The following is a 20,571-nucleotide window of genomic DNA, read 5'->3' on the forward strand; positions in this document are numbered from 1 at the left end:
TTGGGTGTTTAGTGATTATTCTAAAGGTTTACAATCATTAATCAAAACAAAACGTTCTGATTAAAGTATGAATTGTGACAAATCTTTATTCTTTGCGATATCTTTCAGCTTTTCATCGACATAAGCGGGCGTAATTTTGATTGTTGCCGGCCCGATATCAGCCGCTTCATACGATAGTTCTTCGAGTAATTTTTCTAAAATTGTATGAAGACGTCTAGCACCTATATTCTCCGTTTCGTTATTCACATCAAATGCAATTTCAGCAAGTCTGCTGATTGCTTCGTCAGTAAAATCCAAAACAACATTTTCCGTATTTAGCAATTTCTCGTATTGGCGGATAAGAGAAAAATCAGGCTCTTTTAAAATGCGTTCAAAATCATTCTTTGTTAGCTTTTCAAGTTCAACCCGGATCGGAAAGCGCCCTTGCAGTTCAGGAATAATATCTGAGGGTTTCGACATATGGAACGCCCCTGCCGCTATAAACAAAATGAAATCGGTCTTTACTGTACCGTACTTTGTCGCCACAGTCGAGCCTTCAACGATTGGTAATATGTCCCTTTGAACACCTTCACGCGAAACGTCGGCTGATGAACCACTTCCACCGCGACTTGCAATTTTGTCCATTTCATCAAGGAAGATGATACCTGACTGCTCCGTCAGCTCAATTGCACGCCTCGAGATTTCATCATGATCAATCAGTTTGTCGGCCTCTTCTGCTTCAAGTGCAATTCGGGCGTCCTTCACTTTCATCTTCCGCTTGACCGTCTTTTTCGGCATGAGGGAAGATAATGCATCTTGCATATTAGCGCCCATTTGTTCCATACCCGACCCTTGTAAAGCGTCAAACATGGAGGATTGCTGCGCGGAAACTTCAACAGTGACCATTTGCTCTTCAAGCTCTCCTGCTTTAAGGCTTATAGCGATCTCAGAACGTTTACGCTTCACTTCGGCTACTTCTACATAATCAGGCTCTTCCTGCTCTGTTTTTTGGCCGAATAGCATTTCGAACGGGTTTTGCATGCCGCCCATTTTCTTTTTTTCAGGAGCAAGTAATTCAATTAACCGTTCTTCAGCAAGAATAACCGCGTGCTCTTTTACAGCTCCTCGTTGCTCTTCTCGAACAATTCGAACGCCCGCTTCTGTTAAGTCTCTTATCATCGACTCAACATCACGCCCTACATAGCCTACTTCTGTAAATTTCGTCGCTTCCACTTTCAGGAAGGGAGCATTTACCAGCTTGGCAATTCTTCTCGCGATTTCAGTCTTCCCGACACCAGTCGGGCCAATCATAAGAATGTTTTTCGGTATAATTTCACTTTTCTCGTCATCAGAAAGCAGACTTCTTCTGTACCTGTTACGGATGGCTACAGCCACTGCACGCTTAGCTTTGTCTTGACCGATAATATATCTGTCGAGATGTGCAGTCAATTCCTTGGGTGTCAGTTCTTGTCTCTTTATCATTCGAGTACCTCCACAATAATATGATCATTTGTGAAAACGCATATTTCTGCAGCAGTTTCTAGTGCCGCTTGGGCAATTTCTGCTGCAGTGAGCGAATGCCCGCTATACTTTTTCAAAGCCCGGCCGGCCGCAAGTGCGTAATGACCACCTGAACCGATTGCCAAAACACCATCATCCGGTTCAATCACTTCTCCTGTACCAGACACGAGTAATAGACTTTCATTATCCATGACAAGGAGCATTGCCTCAAGTTTCCGGAGAATCCGGTCACCTCGCCATTCTTTCGCAAGTTCAACAGAAGCCCTTTGCAGGTTCCCATTATATTCTGTCAGTTTGGCTTCGAATAAATCGAATAACGTGAAAGCGTCCGCTACCGATCCCGCAAAACCTGCCAGTACTTTACCACCAAATATGCGGCGGACTTTTTTTGCCGTATGTTTCATGACGACTGTGTTTCCTACCGTCACTTGCCCATCGCCTGACATGGCACAAGACCCTTCATGGCGAATGGCAAAGATTGTCGTTGCATGGAATTCCATCAGATCATCCTCCTATGCTCGCGGATGCGTATTCATATATGTTTTCCTTAAATGCTCTTTAGTTATATGTGTATACACTTGCGTTGAAGATAAGTGACTGTGTCCAAGTAGTTCCTGAACGGTTCTCATGTCGGCGCCCCCCGCCAAAAGGTGGGTCGCAAAAGAATGGCGAATCATATGAGGGTAGATTTTTGAGTGTAGTGATGCGCGTTCCATCATCATGTTTAAGATATGGCGCACACCCCGGTCAGTCAGTGGGTCCCCCCGTAAATTGACGAACAGCATGTCATGCTCTTTCTGTTTCATCAAATTCAGTCTGCTTTTCTCACGATAAGCATCCAGTGCTGATTGCGCAAAACTCCCGAATGGTACGTATCGTTCCTTACGTCCTTTTCCCATTACCAAAACAATGCCAAGTTCGTCATCAATGTCATGCATTTTTACAGATGTCAGTTCACTGACCCGCATACCGGTTGCGTAGAGTAATTCAAGGAGCGCGTAGTCACGTAAAGACTTTCTATCTTCCCCTTCACAGGTAGAAAATAAGGACTCCATTTCCTCTTCATAAAAAAAAGCCGGCAGCCGTTCTTCCTTCTTCGGATGATGAAGGGAACGAAATGCATTATCGCTAATGCCATACCTGTCATTCGAAAATTTAAAAAAGGAGCGGATAGAAGATATTTTTCTAGAAATGGATGCCCTCGCTAAACCCAAGTCATACAGTTTAGTGGCATAAAGTCTTGCTTCAGGATAAGTCACATCGTTCAAATCCGTAATCCCTTCAACTTCCAGGAATAACAGAAATGCATCAACATCTTTTTCATACTCTGATACTGTGTAAAATGAATAGTTCTTTTCCAAGCGTACGTACGAAATGTATTCATCACGGATGATAGAAGGTTGTACTGTCATACACTTCTCCCTCCCTGAATAAAAGGCCTCTAAGTTATTAAAGTATTTCGAGTCATTTGAATAATAACACATTCTTTACGAAACGTCATAGTAAAGCGAGTTGACTAATAGCCGAAAGATAACGACTAATCCAGAAATTCGAAAGTCATCCACGATTCACTATACAGTACATAATGATCGTACGGCAACTATCTATTACCAAGAAGTCTGACCTCTTTCAATTTGTTCGTTTTTTCGACACAATTTGTTCATATCCGCAAAAAAAAGAAGGACAGGAATACTTTCCTAGCCTTCTCTTTTTATTAACAAACTATTCAAGACATTGATACTGTCTGAAATTCACTAATCGCTTTAAGAGCACGTTCAGCGTGCTTCTCTGCGCGTTCCAACTTGCTCCTAACGCGTTTTCCAAGTTCCGGGAAAAGACCAAAGTTGATGTTCATCGGTTGGAAGTTTTGCGGATTGGCTTCGGTCACATAGCGCGCCATGCTTCCGAGTGCTGTTTCGTGCGGGAAAAGGATTAGATCTTTACCAAGTGCTAGATTGGCAGCGTTAATGCCTGCAATAAGTCCTGAACCTGCCGATTCGACATATCCCTCAACGCCGGTCATTTGTCCTGCGAAAAACACATTAGAGTTCGCCTTTAACTGGTAGGTCGCATTCAGCACACGGGGAGAATTTATAAATGTGTTGCGATGCATAACACCATAGCGAACGATTTCAACGTTTTCTAGACCGGGGATAAGTTTGATAACTTCTTTTTGTGCTCCCCATTTCATATGTGTTTGAAATCCTACGATGTTATACAAGGTCCCAGCAGCATCATCTTGACGAAGCTGAATAACCGCTGTTGCAAGTTTCCCTGTTTCCGGATGTTCAAGTCCAACCGGTTTAAGTGCGCCGAATAACAGTGTTTGTGCACCGCGCTGGGCAACCACTTCCACCGGCATACATCCTTCGAAATAGATTTCTTTTTCGAACTCCTTAAGCGGTACAATTTCTGCCGCGACAAGCGCATTGTAGAAACGTTCGAATTCTTCTTCATTCATAGGACAGTTTAAATATGCCGCCTCGCCTTTATCATAACGAGATTTCAAATAAACTTTGTCCATATCGATTGAATCTTTTTCTATAATCGGCGCTGCTGCGTCATAGAAATATAAATATTCCTCGCCTGTCAATTTACGTATTTGTTCAGCAAGTGCTGGTGATGTAAGTGGTCCCGTCGCAATAATTGTGATTCCCTCTGGTAGTTCCGTCACTTCTTCATTGATAACTTCGATAAGCGGATGGTTTCGAATCGTGTCAGTAACATTGCCAGCAAACTCATGGCGGTCAACCGCCAGTGCTCCGCCAGCAGGAACCGCACAAGCGTCAGCCGCACGTATAATGAGAGAGTCAAGCATTCTCATTTCTTCCTTGATAATTCCAACTGCATTGGTCAAATTGTTAGCGCGTAACGAGTTACTACACACGAGCTCTGCAAATTTGTCCGTGTGATGCGCAGGCGTCTGTTTTACCGGTCGCATTTCATATAAACGTACATTCACTCCACGGCTGGCGATTTGCCATGCAGCCTCGCTCCCAGCAAGGCCTGCGCCGATTACATTTACGATGGATGTCATTCTGTCCCCTTCTTTCTACCGTTCTTTTTGTCCAGACTCCAGGCGCCAGATGTTCGGAGGGCCACAGGATGTGGGTCACGCAGCGGGGAGGGATTGAACTGCATCCCTCCTTATTGCCGCAGGACGCGGCGCACTTAGGCTGGGTTCCTCGAAAGGCGTTTCGGCTGTGCGGCAAAGTACGCCGCTCCGCCAAACCGCCTTATGCCTGCCGCATCTGGACGGCGCCTTCCGCTTTTCTTTGTTACTGCGTATCTTCTTTATAATCACATTCTGTACATTGGATTTGTACACCTTTTTTCAGTTTCTTTTCAACTAGTGTACTTTCACACTTCGGACACGGTCTCGTAATTGGCTTATCCCATGAAACGTATTCACATTCTGGATATCTATCACAGCCATAGAATATACGTTTCGTCTTACTTTTCCGTTCGACCACCTGTCCTTCTTTACATGTGGGACAAGTCACACCAATTGGCTTGATAATAGCTTTCGTATTGCGACACTCAGGAAAATCCGAACAGGCCATGAACTTGCCGTATCGGCCTAGTTTGAATACCATAGCGGAACCACATTTCTCACAGTCTTCGCCAGCCGGTTCATCTTTTATTTCGATTTTTTCCATCTCTGCATCTGCGATTTGCACATGCTTTTCAAAATCGCCATAGAAGTTGTCTATGACCCTCTTCCATTTAATTATACCTTGCTCCACATTATCAAGTTCTTTTTCCATTTGAGCTGTGAATTCAAGGTCGATAATATTAGGGAAGTATTGATCTACTGCCTGATGAACGATACCGCCAAGTTCAGTCGGGAGAAATCTTTTTGCATCGAGGACTACATATCCTCGTTTTTGGATTGTGTCGAGCGTCGGTGCGTATGTTGATGGACGACCTATTCCCTGCTCCTCTAGCGTCTTGACTAATCTCGCTTCCGAAAACCGTGGTGGCGGCTGAGTAAAGTGCTGTTTGGGATCGATTTCACTAAACTTCACTTTTTCGCCTTCTTCAAGCGGCGGGAGGATACGGTCTTTCTCCTCTTCTTTATCATCGTTACCTTCAACATATACTTTCATGAACCCTTGGAATTTAACTTGCGAACCGTTCGCCCTGAAGCGGACATCACCATTCACAAGATCGACCGAGACTGTATCAAGTACTGCCGGCGCCATTTGACTGGCAACAAGTCGTTCCCATATGAGTTTGTAAAGGCGCAGTTGATCCCGTGACAATACTGTTTTCATAGCAGCCGGCGGTCGCATGACAGATGTCGGGCGTACTGCCTCGTGTGCGTCCTGCGTTTTTGCTGTACTTTTAGCAGCCGGCTTTGATGTCGTGATATATTCTTCCCCATACATTGTTTCGATGAATGACCTTGCCTCTTCTTTCGCGCTATCGGCAATTCTGGTCGAGTCAGTTCTCATGTAAGTAATGAGACCGACTTGGCCTTCTTTCCCAAGGTTTATCCCTTCATAGAGCTGTTGGGCAAGCATCATCGTCTTTTTCGCTCGGAAGTTGAGTTTTCGCGCCGCTTCCTGTTGCAAGGATGAAGTAGTGAATGGTAGTGCAGGATTTCGTTTGCGCTCTTTTTTAACAACATTTGCAATATCGAATTTATCGCCGTTTAATTGATCTAAAACTGCATCAACCTGCTGTTTATCTACAAGTTTTACCTTTTTCTTCGAATCTCCGAAGAACTCAGCTTCAAATGTAGTGTTATCTTTTTCAAATTGGCCAGAGATACTCCAGTATTCTTCAGGGACAAATGCATTTATTTCATTTTCTCTGTCGATAATCATACGAAGTGCCACTGATTGGACCCGTCCGGCGGATAGCCCTTTTTTCACTTTTTTCCAAAGTATTGGGCTAATGTTGTAGCCTACAAGTCTATCTAAAATGCGGCGGGCTTGTTGAGCGTCGACACGATCCATGTCGATTGGCCGTGGATTCTTAAATGATTCCTTAATCGCTTCTTTTGTTATTTCATTAAAAACAACTCGACAATCTGACTCGATATCTACGCCAAGCTGATTTGCTAAATGCCATGCAATCGCTTCCCCTTCTCTGTCAGGGTCAGCTGCGAGAAAGATTTTTTTCGCTTTTTTCGCTTCTTTTTTTAATTCTTGAAGAATCGGGCCTTTGCCGCGAATCGTAATGTATTTGGGTTCAAAATCATTTTCGGTATCTACGCCCATCTGACTGCGCGGAAGATCGCGCAAATGACCGAGTGATGCACGCACTTTATATTTTTTTCCGAGATAGCGTTCAATCGTTTTTGCCTTTGCGGGTGATTCCACAATTACTAGGTAGTCTGCCATTGAGTGTATGCCTCCTTAGAGAGGTTCCGTATTTATTCATCAAAAGAATATCTGTTGCAAAATGTATACCACATTTCATATTATTGCAACCTTTTCAATGAAAAAGAGTTTTATTCAACCATTGAAAACGAGTGCTCCAACGATTTGAAATCCGTTCCAGAGCGGTTTTGCGCCTTCTTCTATCAACTTATTCGGCCCTGCTGATAAAAGGGATGTGATGGGGCCGGGAACTGCATAGATATCTTTCCCGTGATCAAGTGCATGCTCCACCGTACTCATTGTTCCGCTTTTATCTGCGGATTCAGTGACAACGACCACATCGGACAATCCGCTTATAATACGATTTCGCATTGGAAAAGTCCAACGTTCAGGATTTACATACGGTGGATACTCTGTAATAAGGAGATGATTTACAGCTATTTTCTCCGCAAGTGCACGATTTTCTTTTGGGTAAAGATGGAACAATCCATGCCCAAGTACAGCGATTGTTTTTCCACCATATTCGAGTGCCGCTTCATGTGCCATCGTGTCGGCTCCTGTTGCTAGTCCTGATACGATAACAGCCTCATTTTCGACAAGAGGTGGCACAATAAGCGCCATTGCTTTTTTTGAATAAACAGTTGCTTTACGGGATCCAATAATTGCGACATTAAATTTTTTGGTGAGTAATGTGGTATCACCTTTTGCATAGAGAACTGCCGGGGGATCGATAAGTATGCGTAACTGGTCAGGGTATAAGGGATTTGAGAACGGGATTGGGGTGATTGCATTCCGCTCATATAATTCATCGTAGGGGGTGTCGGCGTTTCGGTGTAGATTATCTTTTATTTGAATTGCTTTTGACACCGAGATTCTCAGTATATGAGCAAGTTCATTCGCCTTGTAAACATATAACTTCTCGAGATTGGGGTCTATCTCGTAAAGTCCGTTTAATTTATTCAAAGGCACCGGAAATACATAGTGGAGCGCTAATAACCGCCTTTCGGCATCTGTTAGTTCCATCAAAATTCCTCCCTTATTAATTAATAATAAAAAAAGATGCAGCGCAAAAACTAGCACGCTGCATCTCTCATATTAATGTGTTTTACACTTTTCGTACAGACCTTTTTCTTTTATTACTTTAATTAATGTTTCTCCGATAACAGATGGAGTGTCTGCAACTTCAACACCTGCAGCATTTAGCGCTTTGATTTTTTCAGCAGCTGTCCCTTTACCGCCGGAAATAATGGCACCAGCATGGCCCATACGTTTTCCTTCAGGAGCAGTTTGTCCACCGATAAAGCCGACAACTGGCTTCGTCATATTCTCTTTAATCCACGTAGCTGCTTCTTCTTCACCAGTTCCACCAATTTCACCGATCATAACTACTGCATATGTCTCAGGATCTTCGTTGAATGCTTTTAGTACATCTATGAAGTTTGTTCCGTTAACTGGGTCTCCGCCGATACCAACAGAAGTAGACTGTCCGATTCCTGCGTTTGTCAATTGTAGAACCGCTTCATACGTAAGTGTACCAGAGCGTGAAACAACACCTACATGGCCTTTTGTATTAATATAGCCAGGCATGATGCCGATTTTACATTCGTCTGCAGTGATAACACCCGGACAGTTTGGACCAACAAGACGTGTTTTCTTGCCTTCCATAAAGCGCTTCACTTTGACCATATCAAGTACTGGGATATGTTCTGTAATACAGATTGTCATATCAAGATCTGCTTCTACTGCTTCTAGGATTGCATCTGCCGCAAATGGAGCTGGAACATAAATAACTGATACGTTTGCGCCTGTTGCTTTTACAGCTTCTTCAACTGTATTGAAAACAGGAACACCCGCCACTTCTGTTCCACCTTTACCAGGTGTAACTCCGCCAACAATTTTCGTTCCGTACTCTAGCATTTGTTCTGTATGGAATAGTGCTGTAGCACCTGTAATTCCTTGTACGATAACTTTTGTATCTTTGTTAATAAAAATACTCATCGTTTGTCCCTGCCTTTCTTAACCTACTAGTTCTACAATCTTTTTAGCACCGTCTGCCATCGTATCAGCAGCGATAATGTTCAAACCTGATTCATTCAATAGTGCTTTACCTTTGTCGACGTTTGTACCTTCTAGACGAACAACAAGTGGTACTTGTAGACCTACTTCTTTAGATGCAGCAATAACACCTTCAGCGATAACGTCACACTTCATAATACCACCGAAAATGTTGACGAAAATCCCTTTGACATTTTTATCAGAAAGGATAATTTTGAATGCTTCAGTCACTTTTTCAGCTGTCGCACTGCCCCCAACGTCAAGGAAGTTAGCAGGTGAACCACCGAAGTAGTTAATCGTATCCATAGTAGCCATTGCAAGACCTGCACCGTTAACCATACAACCGACGTTTCCGTCAAGAGAAATATAGCTTAGGTCAAATTTTGAAGCTTCGATTTCTTTTGGATCTTCTTCATCATAGTCACGAAGTGCCATGATGTCTTTATGACGGTATAGTGCACTGTCGTCAAAGTTGAATTTCGCGTCAAGAGCAAGTACATCGTCACCAGCTGTTACAACTAGCGGGTTAATTTCAACAATAGATGCGTCTTTTTCTACGAATACTTGGTAAAGTCCAAGCATGAATTTCGCTGCTTTATTTACAAGATGTGTAGGGATGTTCATTTTATATGCCATGCGACGTGCTTGGAATCCAGTCAAACCAACAACTGGATCGATGACTTCTTTGAAAATCTTTTCAGGTGTTGCTTCCGCAACTTCCTCGATATCCATTCCGCCTTCTTCAGAACCCATAAGTGTTACACGGTCTGTTGCACTGTCAAGGACAAGTCCAAGATAGTATTCTTTTTTAATATCAGAACCTTCTTCGATAAGTAGACGTTTAATCTCTTTACCTTCAGGACCCGTTTGGTGAGTTACAAGTGTCTTACCAATCAATTCTTTAGCATAAGCACGAACTTCATCAAGATTTTTCGCAATCTTAACGCCGCCCGCTTTCCCACGTCCACCCGCGTGGATTTGTGCTTTAACTACGATAATGTCTGTACCTAGTTCCTTTGCAGCTTTTACCGCTTCCTCAGGAGAGAAAGCAACAAGACCGTTAGAAACTGCTACACCATATTCTCTTAGTAGCTGTTTGCCTTGATATTCATGGATATTCATCTTACATCCTCCATTCGTACTTCTAAGCTATTTAATTTACTGCCTTATCCATTGTAGTAAACTTGTCAAACAATGTCCACAATTGAATTCCAAATGTAGAAATTTGTCGAACTAATACAAGTTGAATGAATGATTCCATAGAATACTACTTCAGTGCTTAATCGATTCCTACGCTGTGTTCAAATATGCACTTCGGTGCCAGTTATTGAAACGGAATTCAGCTACTTCAACAAATAAATATATTAAACTTTCTTTTTTCTTTTCCCTCCATGTTCACGGTCAATCTGATAAATGTAGGCAAACACTTCAGATACCGCTTTGTACAATTCTTCAGGAATGGATTCATTTACGTTCAATTGACCTAAAATTTCTACTAGGCTGGGATCTTCTTGAATCGGAATGTTATTCGCTTTCGCTTTTTCCAATATGTTTTCAGCAATTTTCCCTTTCCCTTTTGCAACCACTTTTGGGGCTCCATTCGAAAAAGGTTCATAAGAAAGGGCGACTGCCTCTTTTCGGGCATGACGTTCATCTGTCATATGCGGAAGTCAACTCCTTGACCATCGATTTTCATCGATTTTTTCTGTGGCGGCAGACTCTTCTCTTCCTCAATAAATTTTTTGAAGAATACTCCTGACAATTGATAGCCCGTCGATTCAAGCCCCTCTTTTAACCTATTCTGAAGAAAACCTCCTCCAATCGATTTAAGTGTGTCATCAGCATTAAAAACAGTGACCATCACAACCTTATTCTGGACTTGCATATCAATAATTGTCTTCTCAATTGAGTCAAGTTCGAGATAAAAAAGAATCCGCGCAAAGTCCGCATCAATCTTCCCATTCCCTTTCATTTGCCCGTTCCATTGCAATGTGGCATCAATGCGCTTACCAAAAAACTCGAGCGGAACTTGCATAATCAGTTGATGTTGGACGCCATTTTCTCCAGACTGGAGCAATGGTCCATTCATTCTTGTAACGACCGTTTCTGCTGCCTCACGGAGTGCCACAGATACAGTTGGATCATGCATAAGAGCAAGTAGCTGTGGTTTTAACGTTTCCGCAAGACGTCCGAAATCAGCTTCTTTTCCGAGCAGACCCGCTTCATAATTGAGCCCGAATGCACGAATGACTGTTTGGAGCGCATCTTTCACTGCCCTACCGTCTATCATAGAAGCAACTGCAGTTTCTGCTGCTTGCACAGCTTTTTGGATAGCCGGGCTGTCAGATCGTTCCGCCGTTTGCAATAGCGCCTCCAATTTTCCGGTGCCATGCTGACCAAGTAGGGTAAGTAATTGTTCTTTAGGTCCATCTGCTAAGGTACTAGCTTGAAAGGGTGCGACAATTACATTTTCCGCTGTTATCCGTGTAAACGCCTGACTGAGCTCTTGGACGAATTTCATTGTCGATTCTGCACTAGGTTGAGCATTTATAGCTCGGTCAATAATTGTTGCGAGTACTTTTTTTTGTTGCGTATTCATACCTGTATCAGATGAAACCAGTGCTTTTAAACTCTCCAACGGAGCTTTCGGCTGACCTTGCGAAGCATCCCCAATTTGCCCAAGCATCGTCAACACCTGTTGCACAATCGGCGATGACAACGGAGGAGCTTGTGGCATAGCTACAGTCTGACTGTTCGGATTTGTAGCGGCAATACCCTGCAATCCTACTTGAACAGATTGCGATACCGATAAAGCGTCACTCGGACGAACAACGCTGTTGCTCGAAATCAATGAAGCGAGTACTTGCGGCAGGTTTGCAAGGGATGTCCGTTCTGGTAAAACACCTGCACTTTTCAGCATTTGTAGGGTAGCAAAACGGTTTTCCGCAGACTCCGTACGATCCAGTAGTGTTAGGATGGATTGACCCAGCAGAGCTCCTCCTGTCGCCTGCGCGAACGGCTTTGCCATTTTCTCCAGCGCAGAGAGTATGGCTTCTTTCACCAGCGGCGAGATCGCGTTATCAAAAGCCAACGCGTTTCGTAATGAAGTCAAAACACTATGCAAACCTTCTTTAGTTTCGACTCCCAAAAGTGAACGAAAGATATTCTCATTGAGTGGCAATTTCAGCTCAATCATCTTTTGAAGTGACGCAAGTGCTTCATTCCGCGCGGCTGGCGGCACGCTTTTTAATAACAATTCTGCTTCCAGCAAGCTCTCCCGCGTCATCGGGATTTTGTTTTTCATGACAAACGAAAGAAGTGATTGCATTTCAGGCGTCTTCGGTAAATGCATCGCATCCATTAGACCACCCAACTGCCGGGCCTGCCCTTCCGTTGCTTGAAGGGGTCCTGAAATGATTTTTAACTGTAATTCCGGCTTAACTGCATTTACTTGAAAGTAATAGGAGTCACCAGCTTTCATTGGGACTTCCAATTTAGCAATCACCTTTTGACCCCCAATATGGACTTCAGCCATCTGTCCCGGAAAAAGCTGCTTAATCTGCCCATGGACCATCTGACCTTCATTCAAAACGAGTGGTCTATTTTGGGTAGGAACCGCTGTCTGTTGGCCAGACACAGACGCCACAGTTGGAAAGCTCATTCATCTTACCTCCAATCTTTTATCATCGATTTGACAGGTTCGAAACTTGTACGGTGATGTTCGCACGGTCCGTGTGTTTGAAGCGCTAGAACATGCTCTGCAGTCCCGTATCCCGCATTTTTCTTGAAGTTATACATAGGAAAGCCGTTATGTAAATTATCCATAATTGCATCTCTCGTTGTTTTCGCAATAATCGAGGCCGCTGCAACAGCTAAACTCTTCGCATCTCCCTTAATAACCGATTCTGTTGGGCAATTTGTGTCTAGTTTCATAGCATCCGCAATGACAAAGTCAGGATTGACAGCAAGCCCCTTTACCGCCTGCTCCATTGAATCCCTTGTTGCGGCATAAATATTCATTTCATCAATAATACGGGCTGATTGGATGTGTGCTGAATAAGCAATAGCTACGCTTTTTATCTGTTCTGCAAGTCGTTCCCGTTCCACCTTCGATATGGCCTTTGAATCATCCAAGCCAATAAGTTCCGGAGTCTCTCGCGGCAAGATCACCGCTGCAGTGACCACAGGACCCGCTAATGGCCCTCTCCCCGCTTCATCTACCCCAGCAATCAAAGCTCCTTCAAACGGCGCAAAGGACATATCAAACGCCTCTTTTACCATGTGATTCTGTTCTACAGCTTTCTGCTTATCATACTGGCGCTTCCAGCGACGAAGTGCATTTTGCACTCCAGCTCTTGAATCTTGTGCAAGTTCTTCCATCCAAGATTCAGGCTCTTTAACCTCTGTCAGCAATGCCGTAATTTCCTTTATCGTTTTCAATTTAATTACCCTCCAGTAACGGACGTTTCATAGATCCATCTCTTTTCTATTATATCGGCTATCATTGCTGCTTTTCGACTCACATAAAAGAAAAGGCCGAATGCCGCGGAATTAATTCCGTGCCGGCATCGGCCTACTCACTTTGTGCTTGTTGTGCTGTGAAATCGAATGTCAGTTTTCCAAGGTATTCATTCCGAATATCCCGGACAATCAACTCCGCCACTTTGTCATAATCTACTTCTCCACCGGTCGCATACACTTTGCGGAGTGCACCAATCTGTTCAAATATAGGAAGTATTTCATCACTAATGGTTGTCAGTCCATATCTATCTGTAAGCCTATCTGGATAATTTGTTTCTAGGAAACGAAGGCCATACACTGCCAAGTCTTCCATATTGACGATTTTATCCTTAATGGCACCTGTCAGCGCTAGCTTAAAGCCAACTTCTTTATCCTCGAATTTAGGCCATAGAATACCAGGTGTATCGAGAAGTTCAAGCTCTTTCTCGTATTTAATCCATTGTTGGGCTTTTGTAACACCCGGCGTGTTACCTGTTTTTGCAATATTTTTCTTTGCAAGCCTGTTAATAAGTGTCGATTTCCCAACGTTTGGAATACCCACTATCATCGCACGCATCGCGCCTGGCCGGATACCTCTTGAACGCATTCTTTCCAACTTCGGTTCCAAAATCTCTTTCGCAGCTTTTATAACAATCTGAAGCCCTCTTCCTTCGAATGAGTTGATGGCAACTGCACGCATTCCTTGTGCTTCAAAATAACGGATCCAGCGTGCCGTTTCCGTTTCATCTGCAAGGTCCATTTTGTTAAGGATAAGAAGTCTCGGTTTTTGATGAATGACCTCGTCAATCATCGGATTTCTAGAAGATAGTGGAAGCCTAGCATCGATTAATTCAAAAACGATGTCAACAAGCTTCAACTTCTCGGTTACTTCTCGGCGAGCTTTCGCCATATGTCCGGGAAACCATTGAATTGTCATGTTGTTAGTTCCTCCCGTCAGTTAATAATTCCAAAATCTTTAATCGGCCAGAAAACTACTTTTGTACTACCGATAATTTCATCGATGGCAACAGCTCCGATATGTCTGGAGTCCTTACTTTTTCTTCTGTTATCCCCCATAACAAAAACATGATCTGCAGGGACGGTTGTACTTTGAATTTTCTCTTCAAGCGTGAAATTTTCAGTCAGCGGACTATCTGCGATTTCTGATTTATATTGGTCAAGATAAGGTTCTTCGAACGGTTCTCCATTAATGTATAAAATGTCATCCCGATACTCCACTTCATCGCCAGGAAGTCCAATTACCCTTTTTATGTAATCTTTCTCTTCAGGTGCATGAAACACAACGACATCGAACCGTTTCGGTTCTCCGATTGTATAACCAATCTTATTAACAATCATGCGGTCACCATGCTCAAGTGTTGGCATCATCGAAACGCCATCGACAACAATCGGCGTAAATAGGAATACCCGAATAATTGCTGCGAGGCCGAATGCGATTAAAAGCGCCTTCATCCATTCCCATGTTTCGTTTTTCTTTTTCTTATCATCATTCATCGGCAAGGCCTCCTGCTTACTAATGTCTTTATTATACAGGCTATTTATTTTTGAGGCAAAAAGAAAGGAGGCCGTATATGGGCCTCCTGCATTTTTTATCGAAGTTCTTTGATACGTGCAGCTTTTCCGCGCAGACTGCGAAGGTAGTACAATTTCGCACGGCGTACTTTACCACGGCGTAATACTTCAAGAAGTGTGATTTTTGGTGTGTGTACAGGGAATGTACGCTCAACACCTACACCATTGGAGATTTTACGGACTGTGAAAGATTCACTGATTCCGCCTCCACGACGTGATATAACAATTCCTTCAAATAGCTGAATACGCTCACGCGTTCCCTCTACGATTTTCACGTGCAAACGAACTGTGTCTCCTGCACGGAAAGCTGGATGATCAGAACGAAGCTGATCTTTTGTGATTTCTGAAATAATATGTTGCATAGTTAACCTCTCCCTATCCTCAGGTGCTCTTACATTTCTAACCTTTGCAGCGGAGCATCTGTCAGTATGTACTTACATAGAAGTACATAGTAGATACTACCACAAATCGCTAGTCGTTGCAATGTCATCTGATTATTTATTTTCTCGCTTTAGTTGATGAAGAAACTTGCGTTGATGTTCGGTAAGTGGTGCATCTTTCAGCAAATCTTTTCTGCGTTCAAATGTCCGGAGAAGCGACTGCTGTTCACGCCATTTATCAATTTCTGCATGATTGCCAGATAATAATACATCCGGTACTTCCATCCCATTAAAATTGGATGGACGTGTGTATTGCGGATGTTCAAGCAATCCAGTCGAAAATGAATCGAGCACGGGTGAATCAGCATTGCCAAGGACATTCGGCAACAACCTTACAACACTGTCAATCACAGCCATCGCAGCGATCTCTCCACCCGTCAAAACGAAGTCTCCGATGGATAATTCATCGGTAACGAGATACTGGCGTATACGCTCGTCGTAGCCCTCATAATGACCGCATATGAAGACGACATGTTCTTCAGAAGAAAGCTCTTCCGCTTTCTTCTGTGTAAATCTTTCTCCCTGAGGACACATCAGAATGACACGTGGTGGTTTTTCAAGCCCTTCAGATATAGCTTCTACTGCCGCAAAGAGCGGTTCAGGTTTAAGTACCATACCCGCTCCTCCTCCATAGGGATAGTCGTCAACTTTACGATGCTTGCTTGTAGAATAATCACGAAAATCGGTTACACCAAATGTGACTGCACCGTTCGCCTGCGCCTTTTTCATGATCGAGGAATGAAGAACGCCTTCGAACATTTCTGGAAACAGTGAAAGGACATCGATTTTCATCATGAAAGAAGTCCTTCCATCGGATCAATGATGATTTTCTTGCTAGCGACATCGACTTCTTTAACGATGTCTTCGATATAAGGAATATAGTGAGGCTTGCCTTTTTCAGGCGTTACCGTCCATACATCATTCGCGCCGGTTTCAAGAATTTCAGTCACTTTACCTAGTTCGATACCTTCAGTCGTAAACACTGTACAACCAACGATTTCATGGTAGTAGAATTCGTTTTCATCTAAATCACCTAGTTGGTTTTCCGGTATCATGAAAATACCGTTACGATACTTTTCAACATCGGTAAGATTTGGATGATTTTCAAAAGTCAACAAGTCAAACGTTTTGTGCTGACGATGACTTGTCACAGTTAAGTAAATAGGCGTTTTGCTATCTGGCATGAACAAGGCAAGCTTGTTTCCGACCGTATAGCGTTCTTCCGGGAAATGAGTACGCGAGATAACACGGACTTCTCCACGGATACCGTGCGTATTAACAATTGTACCAACGTTGAACCATTGCATAAAAATCACACCATCCTTTATTTGAAAAGCGCAAGGCGCCGTTAAAAACAAACGCAGCCTAAGTTCGCGACGTCCTGTCTCAGTAGCTGCATGACCCACTTCGTATGGGCCTAAGCGCTGGAGGAATTGAAGGTAATGGCGCTCTTTGCCTTTACCAGCAATTCTGAAGCGACTCGAGGGGCTGGCGCCTGGAACCTAGACACCACTTTAAGTAGTGAAATAATACTTTGAACAAAAAAGGAAGGAACATAGGCTCCCTCCTTTTCTGTATCAATCTATAATATCGATATAAACCTTTTTGCCGTGGTGACTGCCTGCTGCTGAATAAACAACGGTGCGTATTGCTTTCGCAACACGTCCCTGCTTTCCGATAACTTTTCCCATATCTTCGGGATTTACGAATAATTTATAGATGACACGATTATCGTGTTCATCCATTACAATACGTACATCCTCTGGATAGTCGACTAACGGTTTAACGATTGTTTCAATCAGCCGCTTCATGTACACCCCTCCTGATTACTTACCGAGTTTAGCGTTATGGTATTTTTCCATGATGCCTTTGTCGGAAAACAGGTTACGGACAGTATCAGAAGGTTTTGCACCCTCTTGAAGCCATTTAAGAGCTAGCTCTTCATTGATTTTTACTTCAGCTGGTTTTGTAAGCGGGTTATAAGTACCAACTGTTTCGATTTGACGACCATCACGTGGTGAACGTGAATCTGCTACTACAATACGATAGAAAGGAGTTTTCTTTGCTCCCATACGTTTAAGACGAATTTTTACTGACATTTTTACTTGCACCTCCGAATAGTTTCACACAAGATAATATATTATCAAGCTTTTTGTTGTTTGTAAAGTGTTTTTTCTTAACACCTTAAATTTCTTTTTAAAATATAGGATTTTCAACAAAAGAATGAATCAAACTTCGACTCGGACCCTTGTTTAGACTCAAGATACCAGACTATTATCATTTAAAAAACGAGTCTAATCCAGGCATTTTCATCTTCTTTTTTCCTTTTTGTTGCATACCAGTCATTTGCTTGACCATTTTTTTCATGTCTTCGAACTGCTTTAATAGCCGATTGACATCTTGAATGGTTGTGCCTGAACCTTTTGCAATTCGCTTACGACGATTTGCATTGATTATCTCAGGAGTATTACGCTCCGCCGTTGTCATCGATTGGATGACCGCTTCAACGCGCCCCATCTGACCTTCGTCGACTTTAGCATTTTCGAGACCCTTGATTTTATTGGCACCGGGCATCATTTTCAATAGTTCGTCGAGTGGACCCATCTTTTTGACTTGCTGAAGTTGCTCAAGAAAGTCGTCGAGCGTGAAAGATTGCGTGCGAAACTTTTGTTCAAGTTCCTTCGCCTTCTCTTCATCGACATTTTCCTGCGCCTTTTCAATGAGAGACATTACATCCCCCATGCCAAGAATTCGCGACGCCATACGTTCAGGATGAAACGGTTCAAGTGCATCCATCTTCTCGCCCATTCCGACAAACTTAATCGGTTTGTCTGTGACGGCACGGATGGAAAGCGCCGCACCACCTCGAGTATCCCCATCGAGCTTCGTCAGAATAACACCTGTTACTCCGACAGTGTCGTCGAAACTTTTCGCGACATTTACAGCATCCTGCCCAGTCATTGCATCAACGACTAGGAATATTTCGTCCGGTGTACTTAGATCCCGAATATCCTTAAGTTCCTGCATCAATACTTCATCAACATGTAGCCTACCAGCTGTATCGACGATAACGACATCATAGTGTTCTTTGTCCGCCTCTGCAAGCGCCTGGCGAACAATTTCAACAGGTGAAATGTCAGTCCCAAGTGCAAACACAGGTATCGTTAACTGCTTACCAAGTGTTTCCAACTGTTGAATCGCAGCCGGTCTGTAAACGTCTGCCGCGACAAGAAGCGGTTTCTTATTATGCCGCTTTCTAAGTACACTAGCTAGTTTCCCTGTGGTTGTCGTTTTACCCGCACCTTGCAGACCGACCATCATAATGACAGTAGGTGATTTCCTTGCAAATTGAATTGGGTTCTGTTCGCCGCCCATCAGATTCGTCAGTTCATCTTTAACGATTTTAACAACCTGCTGGCCAGGCGTTAGACTCTTCATGACGTCCTGTCCAACTGCGCGTTCACTTACTGTTTTGACAAACTCTTTGACGACTTTCAAGTTAACGTCAGCTTCAATAAGCGCAAAGCGTACTTCACGCATCATTTCCTTGACATCAGCTTCGTCAATTTTTCCTTTGCCCCTAATTTTCTGTAGCGTCCCTTGCAGGCGCTGGGCTAATCCTTCAAATGCCATGCACAGAGCCTCCTACTCATGATTTCTTAACGCACTTAACAATTCTTTGATTGTTTCCGATTTTTTATCTGTATCGGTTATGAGCTGCTCAAGATAATCTACAATTTCTGCTCGCTTCTGGAATTCCGAAAATAAATTCAACTTCGTCTCATAGTCTTCAAGCATTGCTTCCGTCCGACGAACATTGTCATAGACTGCCTGACGTGATACGCCGTATTCTCCAGCAATCTCACCGAGCGAAAGATCTTCTAAATAGTAAAGTTGCATATAAAGTCTCTGTTTATCAGTCAAAAGTGACTGATAAAAATCAAAGAGGAAGTTGATGCGTGTCGTTTTTGCAAGCGTCATACGCTTTGCCTCCCCGCTATGTTCTTCCTAAGTCATCATAGTATGACAGACTCGCGCTGTCAAGTCATTTTACTTGTCTGTATCGAAAAGCGTATACGCCTTGATCAGGAGCAATAGGCATAAGTCAAATTAAAAGAAGCCAGTCTGCTTATGACCCCGTGCTCCTAGGCGTTGAAGCCTAGACAGTATCTTCTTGTTCAAGTCCATCCGCAAAAAGTCCGTATACATACTTTTCAGGATCAAACGGTTGAAGATCATCCACACCTTCACCAAGTCCAACGAATTTTACAGGGATATTTAACTTTTTCCTAATAGCAAGTACGATACCGCCTTTCGCTGTACCATCAAGCTTCGTTAAGACGATACCTGTAACATTTGTCGCTTCTTTGAATGTCTGAGCTTGGATCAATGCATTTTGACCCGTTGTTGCATCGAGCGCCAGAAGTACTTCGTGCGGTGCACCTTCTACTTCTTTACTAATGACCCGGTGCACTTTTTGAAGTTCATTCATCAAATTCACTTTATTTTGGAGCCTTCCTGCGGTATCACAAATAAGGACATCTACTTTGCGGTTCTTTGCAGCACGGATTGCGTCGTACATGACCGCAGCAGGGTCAGATCCTTCTGATTGACGGATTACTTCTACACCAGCACGTTCGCCCCAGACAACGAGTTGATCGATGGCACCAGCACGGAAAGTGTCGCCAGCCGCAAGCATAACCGTCTTACCTTCTGCCATAAGTCGAGCCGCCAATTTCCCGATAGTAGTTGTCTTCCCGACTCCGTTAACCCCTACCATCAATATAACTGTCAGACTATCTTCTTGAATGTTCAGGTCGTTATCGAGTTCTTCACCAGCTTGATAGATTTCAACAAGTTTCTCGGAAATAACCGATTGAATGCCAGCTGTATCTTTAATATTTTTTCTCTGTACTTCAACTTTCAGTAAATCAATGAGCTCCATAACTGTTTCAAAACCGACATCGGCCTGTAATAGCAACTCTTCCAATTCCTCGAAGAACTCTTCGTCAATTACTCTGAAACGTGCAACAAGATCGTTTACTTTGGATGTGAACTGATTTCGAGTTTTTGATAAACCATCTTTAAACTTCTCTGTTACAGCTTCGTTCGTACCAGTAATTTTTTCCTTAAGTTTCTTAAAAAAAGACAAC

21 protein-coding genes are annotated in these 20,571 nt (G+C 43.2%); all 21 read right to left on the reverse strand.

Annotated elements, in window-relative coordinates; all coding sequences use genetic code 11:
- Positions 1–60 precede the first annotated feature (60 nt).
- The 21 genes from hslU to ftsY all read right to left on the reverse strand — a co-directional run bounded on the left by hslU (position 61) and on the right by ftsY (position 20,570).
- Positions 61–1,458, reverse strand: coding sequence for an ATP-dependent protease ATPase subunit HslU (gene hslU / locus FQ087_RS09945; protein ID WP_255452294.1), 1,398 nt, complete (start codon positions 1,456–1,458; stop codon positions 61–63).
- On the reverse strand, positions 1,458–2,003 hold the full coding sequence (hslV, locus tag FQ087_RS09950; protein ID WP_149580287.1) for an ATP-dependent protease subunit HslV: 546 nt from the start codon (positions 2,001–2,003) through the stop codon (positions 1,458–1,460). Before hslV ends, hslU begins: the two co-directional genes overlap by 1 nt.
- Before the next feature lie 9 nt (positions 2,004–2,012).
- Positions 2,013–2,912 (reverse strand): tyrosine recombinase XerC, encoded by a 900-nt coding sequence (gene xerC, locus FQ087_RS09955; RefSeq protein WP_149580288.1) that lies wholly within the window; start codon positions 2,910–2,912, stop codon positions 2,013–2,015.
- Positions 2,913–3,226: 314 nt separating this feature from the next.
- Entirely contained in the window at positions 3,227–4,537 is a 1,311-nt protein-coding gene (trmFO, locus tag FQ087_RS09960; protein ID WP_149580289.1) for an FADH(2)-oxidizing methylenetetrahydrofolate--tRNA-(uracil(54)-C(5))-methyltransferase TrmFO, read from the reverse strand.
- Positions 4,538–4,778: 241 nt separating this feature from the next.
- Positions 4,779–6,851, reverse strand: coding sequence for a type I DNA topoisomerase (gene topA, locus FQ087_RS09965; protein WP_149580290.1), 2,073 nt, complete (start codon positions 6,849–6,851; stop codon positions 4,779–4,781).
- 114 nt (positions 6,852–6,965) lie between these two features.
- Positions 6,966–7,853, reverse strand: a complete 888-nt coding sequence (gene dprA / locus FQ087_RS09970; RefSeq protein ID WP_149580291.1) for a DNA-processing protein DprA — start codon at positions 7,851–7,853, stop codon at positions 6,966–6,968.
- A 72-nt stretch (positions 7,854–7,925) separates the two neighbouring features.
- On the reverse strand, positions 7,926–8,828 hold the full coding sequence (gene sucD, locus FQ087_RS09975; protein WP_149580292.1) for a succinate--CoA ligase subunit alpha: 903 nt from the start codon (positions 8,826–8,828) through the stop codon (positions 7,926–7,928).
- A gap of 18 nt (positions 8,829–8,846) precedes the next feature.
- The gene (sucC, locus tag FQ087_RS09980; RefSeq protein WP_149580293.1) at positions 8,847–10,007 is read right to left on the reverse strand and encodes an ADP-forming succinate--CoA ligase subunit beta; all 1,161 of its coding nucleotides are present in this window, start codon (positions 10,005–10,007) and stop codon (positions 8,847–8,849) included.
- Between the two features lie 242 nt (positions 10,008–10,249).
- The gene (locus tag FQ087_RS09985) at positions 10,250–10,546 is read right to left on the reverse strand and encodes an EscU/YscU/HrcU family type III secretion system export apparatus switch protein (protein WP_149580294.1); all 297 of its coding nucleotides are present in this window, start codon (positions 10,544–10,546) and stop codon (positions 10,250–10,252) included.
- The gene (locus tag FQ087_RS09990; protein WP_149580295.1) at positions 10,543–12,546 is read right to left on the reverse strand and encodes a hypothetical protein; all 2,004 of its coding nucleotides are present in this window, start codon (positions 12,544–12,546) and stop codon (positions 10,543–10,545) included. The genes FQ087_RS09985 and FQ087_RS09990 overlap by 4 nt, the downstream gene beginning before the upstream one ends.
- A 5-nt stretch (positions 12,547–12,551) precedes the next feature.
- Entirely contained in the window at positions 12,552–13,325 is a 774-nt protein-coding gene (locus tag FQ087_RS09995) for a ribonuclease HII (RefSeq protein WP_149580296.1), read from the reverse strand.
- Between the two features lie 133 nt (positions 13,326–13,458).
- Positions 13,459–14,322 carry a ribosome biogenesis GTPase YlqF gene (gene ylqF / locus FQ087_RS10000; protein WP_149580297.1) on the reverse strand — a complete coding sequence of 288 codons (864 nt, stop codon included), beginning with the start codon at positions 14,320–14,322 and terminating at the stop codon, positions 13,459–13,461.
- Positions 14,323–14,339: 17 nt separating this feature from the next.
- The gene (gene lepB / locus FQ087_RS10005) at positions 14,340–14,900 is read right to left on the reverse strand and encodes a signal peptidase I (RefSeq protein WP_149580298.1); all 561 of its coding nucleotides are present in this window, start codon (positions 14,898–14,900) and stop codon (positions 14,340–14,342) included.
- 95 nt (positions 14,901–14,995) lie between these two features.
- On the reverse strand, positions 14,996–15,340 hold the full coding sequence (rplS, locus tag FQ087_RS10010) for a 50S ribosomal protein L19 (protein ID WP_149580299.1): 345 nt from the start codon (positions 15,338–15,340) through the stop codon (positions 14,996–14,998).
- A gap of 132 nt (positions 15,341–15,472) precedes the next feature.
- A complete protein-coding gene (gene trmD, locus FQ087_RS10015) occupies positions 15,473–16,210 on the reverse strand; it encodes a tRNA (guanosine(37)-N1)-methyltransferase TrmD (protein ID WP_149580839.1) in 738 nt (245 codons plus the stop codon).
- Positions 16,210–16,725: a ribosome maturation factor RimM gene (gene rimM, locus FQ087_RS10020; protein WP_149580300.1), complete on the reverse strand. Its 516-nt coding sequence runs from the start codon at positions 16,723–16,725 to the stop codon at positions 16,210–16,212. The genes trmD and rimM overlap by 1 nt, the downstream gene beginning before the upstream one ends.
- A 270-nt stretch (positions 16,726–16,995) precedes the next feature.
- On the reverse strand, positions 16,996–17,229 hold the full coding sequence (locus tag FQ087_RS10025) for a KH domain-containing protein (protein ID WP_149580301.1): 234 nt from the start codon (positions 17,227–17,229) through the stop codon (positions 16,996–16,998).
- Between the two features lie 15 nt (positions 17,230–17,244).
- Positions 17,245–17,517, reverse strand: coding sequence for a 30S ribosomal protein S16 (gene rpsP, locus FQ087_RS10030; protein WP_067211301.1), 273 nt, complete (start codon positions 17,515–17,517; stop codon positions 17,245–17,247).
- A gap of 178 nt (positions 17,518–17,695) precedes the next feature.
- Positions 17,696–19,051, reverse strand: a complete 1,356-nt coding sequence (gene ffh, locus FQ087_RS10035) for a signal recognition particle protein (protein ID WP_149580302.1) — start codon at positions 19,049–19,051, stop codon at positions 17,696–17,698.
- A 12-nt stretch (positions 19,052–19,063) separates the two neighbouring features.
- On the reverse strand, positions 19,064–19,399 hold the full coding sequence (locus FQ087_RS10040; RefSeq protein WP_149580303.1) for a putative DNA-binding protein: 336 nt from the start codon (positions 19,397–19,399) through the stop codon (positions 19,064–19,066).
- A gap of 178 nt (positions 19,400–19,577) precedes the next feature.
- Positions 19,578–20,570, reverse strand: a complete 993-nt coding sequence (ftsY, locus tag FQ087_RS10045; protein ID WP_149580304.1) for a signal recognition particle-docking protein FtsY — start codon at positions 20,568–20,570, stop codon at positions 19,578–19,580.
- Position 20,571: the final 1 nt, after the last annotated feature.

The organism is Sporosarcina sp. ANT_H38 (assembly GCF_008369195.1).
Taxonomy (GTDB): Bacteria; Bacillota; Bacilli; order Bacillales_A; family Planococcaceae; genus Sporosarcina.

Coding starts and splice junctions, on each gene's coding strand:
- FQ087_RS09985 (WP_149580294.1), bottom strand. CDS start 10,546: ATGACAGATGAACGTCATGCCCGAAAAGAGGCAGTCGCCCTTTCTTAT.
- lepB (WP_149580298.1), bottom strand. CDS start 14,900: ATGAATGATGATAAGAAAAAGAAAAACGAAACATGGGAATGGATGAAG.
- dprA (WP_149580291.1), bottom strand. CDS start 7,853: ATGGAACTAACAGATGCCGAAAGGCGGTTATTAGCGCTCCACTATGTA.
- sucD (WP_149580292.1), bottom strand. CDS start 8,828: ATGAGTATTTTTATTAACAAAGATACAAAAGTTATCGTACAAGGAATT.
- trmFO (WP_149580289.1), bottom strand. CDS start 4,537: ATGACATCCATCGTAAATGTAATCGGCGCAGGCCTTGCTGGGAGCGAG.
- FQ087_RS09990 (WP_149580295.1), bottom strand. CDS start 12,546: ATGAGCTTTCCAACTGTGGCGTCTGTGTCTGGCCAACAGACAGCGGTT.
- topA (WP_149580290.1), bottom strand. CDS start 6,851: ATGGCAGACTACCTAGTAATTGTGGAATCACCCGCAAAGGCAAAAACG.
- sucC (WP_149580293.1), bottom strand. CDS start 10,007: ATGAATATCCATGAATATCAAGGCAAACAGCTACTAAGAGAATATGGT.
- ffh (WP_149580302.1), bottom strand. CDS start 19,051: ATGGCATTTGAAGGATTAGCCCAGCGCCTGCAAGGGACGCTACAGAAA.
- FQ087_RS10040 (WP_149580303.1), bottom strand. CDS start 19,399: ATGACGCTTGCAAAAACGACACGCATCAACTTCCTCTTTGATTTTTAT.
- rplS (WP_149580299.1), bottom strand. CDS start 15,340: ATGCAACATATTATTTCAGAAATCACAAAAGATCAGCTTCGTTCTGAT.
- rpsP (WP_067211301.1), bottom strand. CDS start 17,517: ATGTCAGTAAAAATTCGTCTTAAACGTATGGGAGCAAAGAAAACTCCT.
- FQ087_RS10025 (WP_149580301.1), bottom strand. CDS start 17,229: ATGAAGCGGCTGATTGAAACAATCGTTAAACCGTTAGTCGACTATCCA.
- rimM (WP_149580300.1), bottom strand. CDS start 16,725: ATGCAATGGTTCAACGTTGGTACAATTGTTAATACGCACGGTATCCGT.
- xerC (WP_149580288.1), bottom strand. CDS start 2,912: ATGACAGTACAACCTTCTATCATCCGTGATGAATACATTTCGTACGTA.
- ylqF (WP_149580297.1), bottom strand. CDS start 14,322: ATGACAATTCAATGGTTTCCCGGACATATGGCGAAAGCTCGCCGAGAA.
- trmD (WP_149580839.1), bottom strand. CDS start 16,210: ATGAAAATCGATGTCCTTTCACTGTTTCCAGAAATGTTCGAAGGCGTT.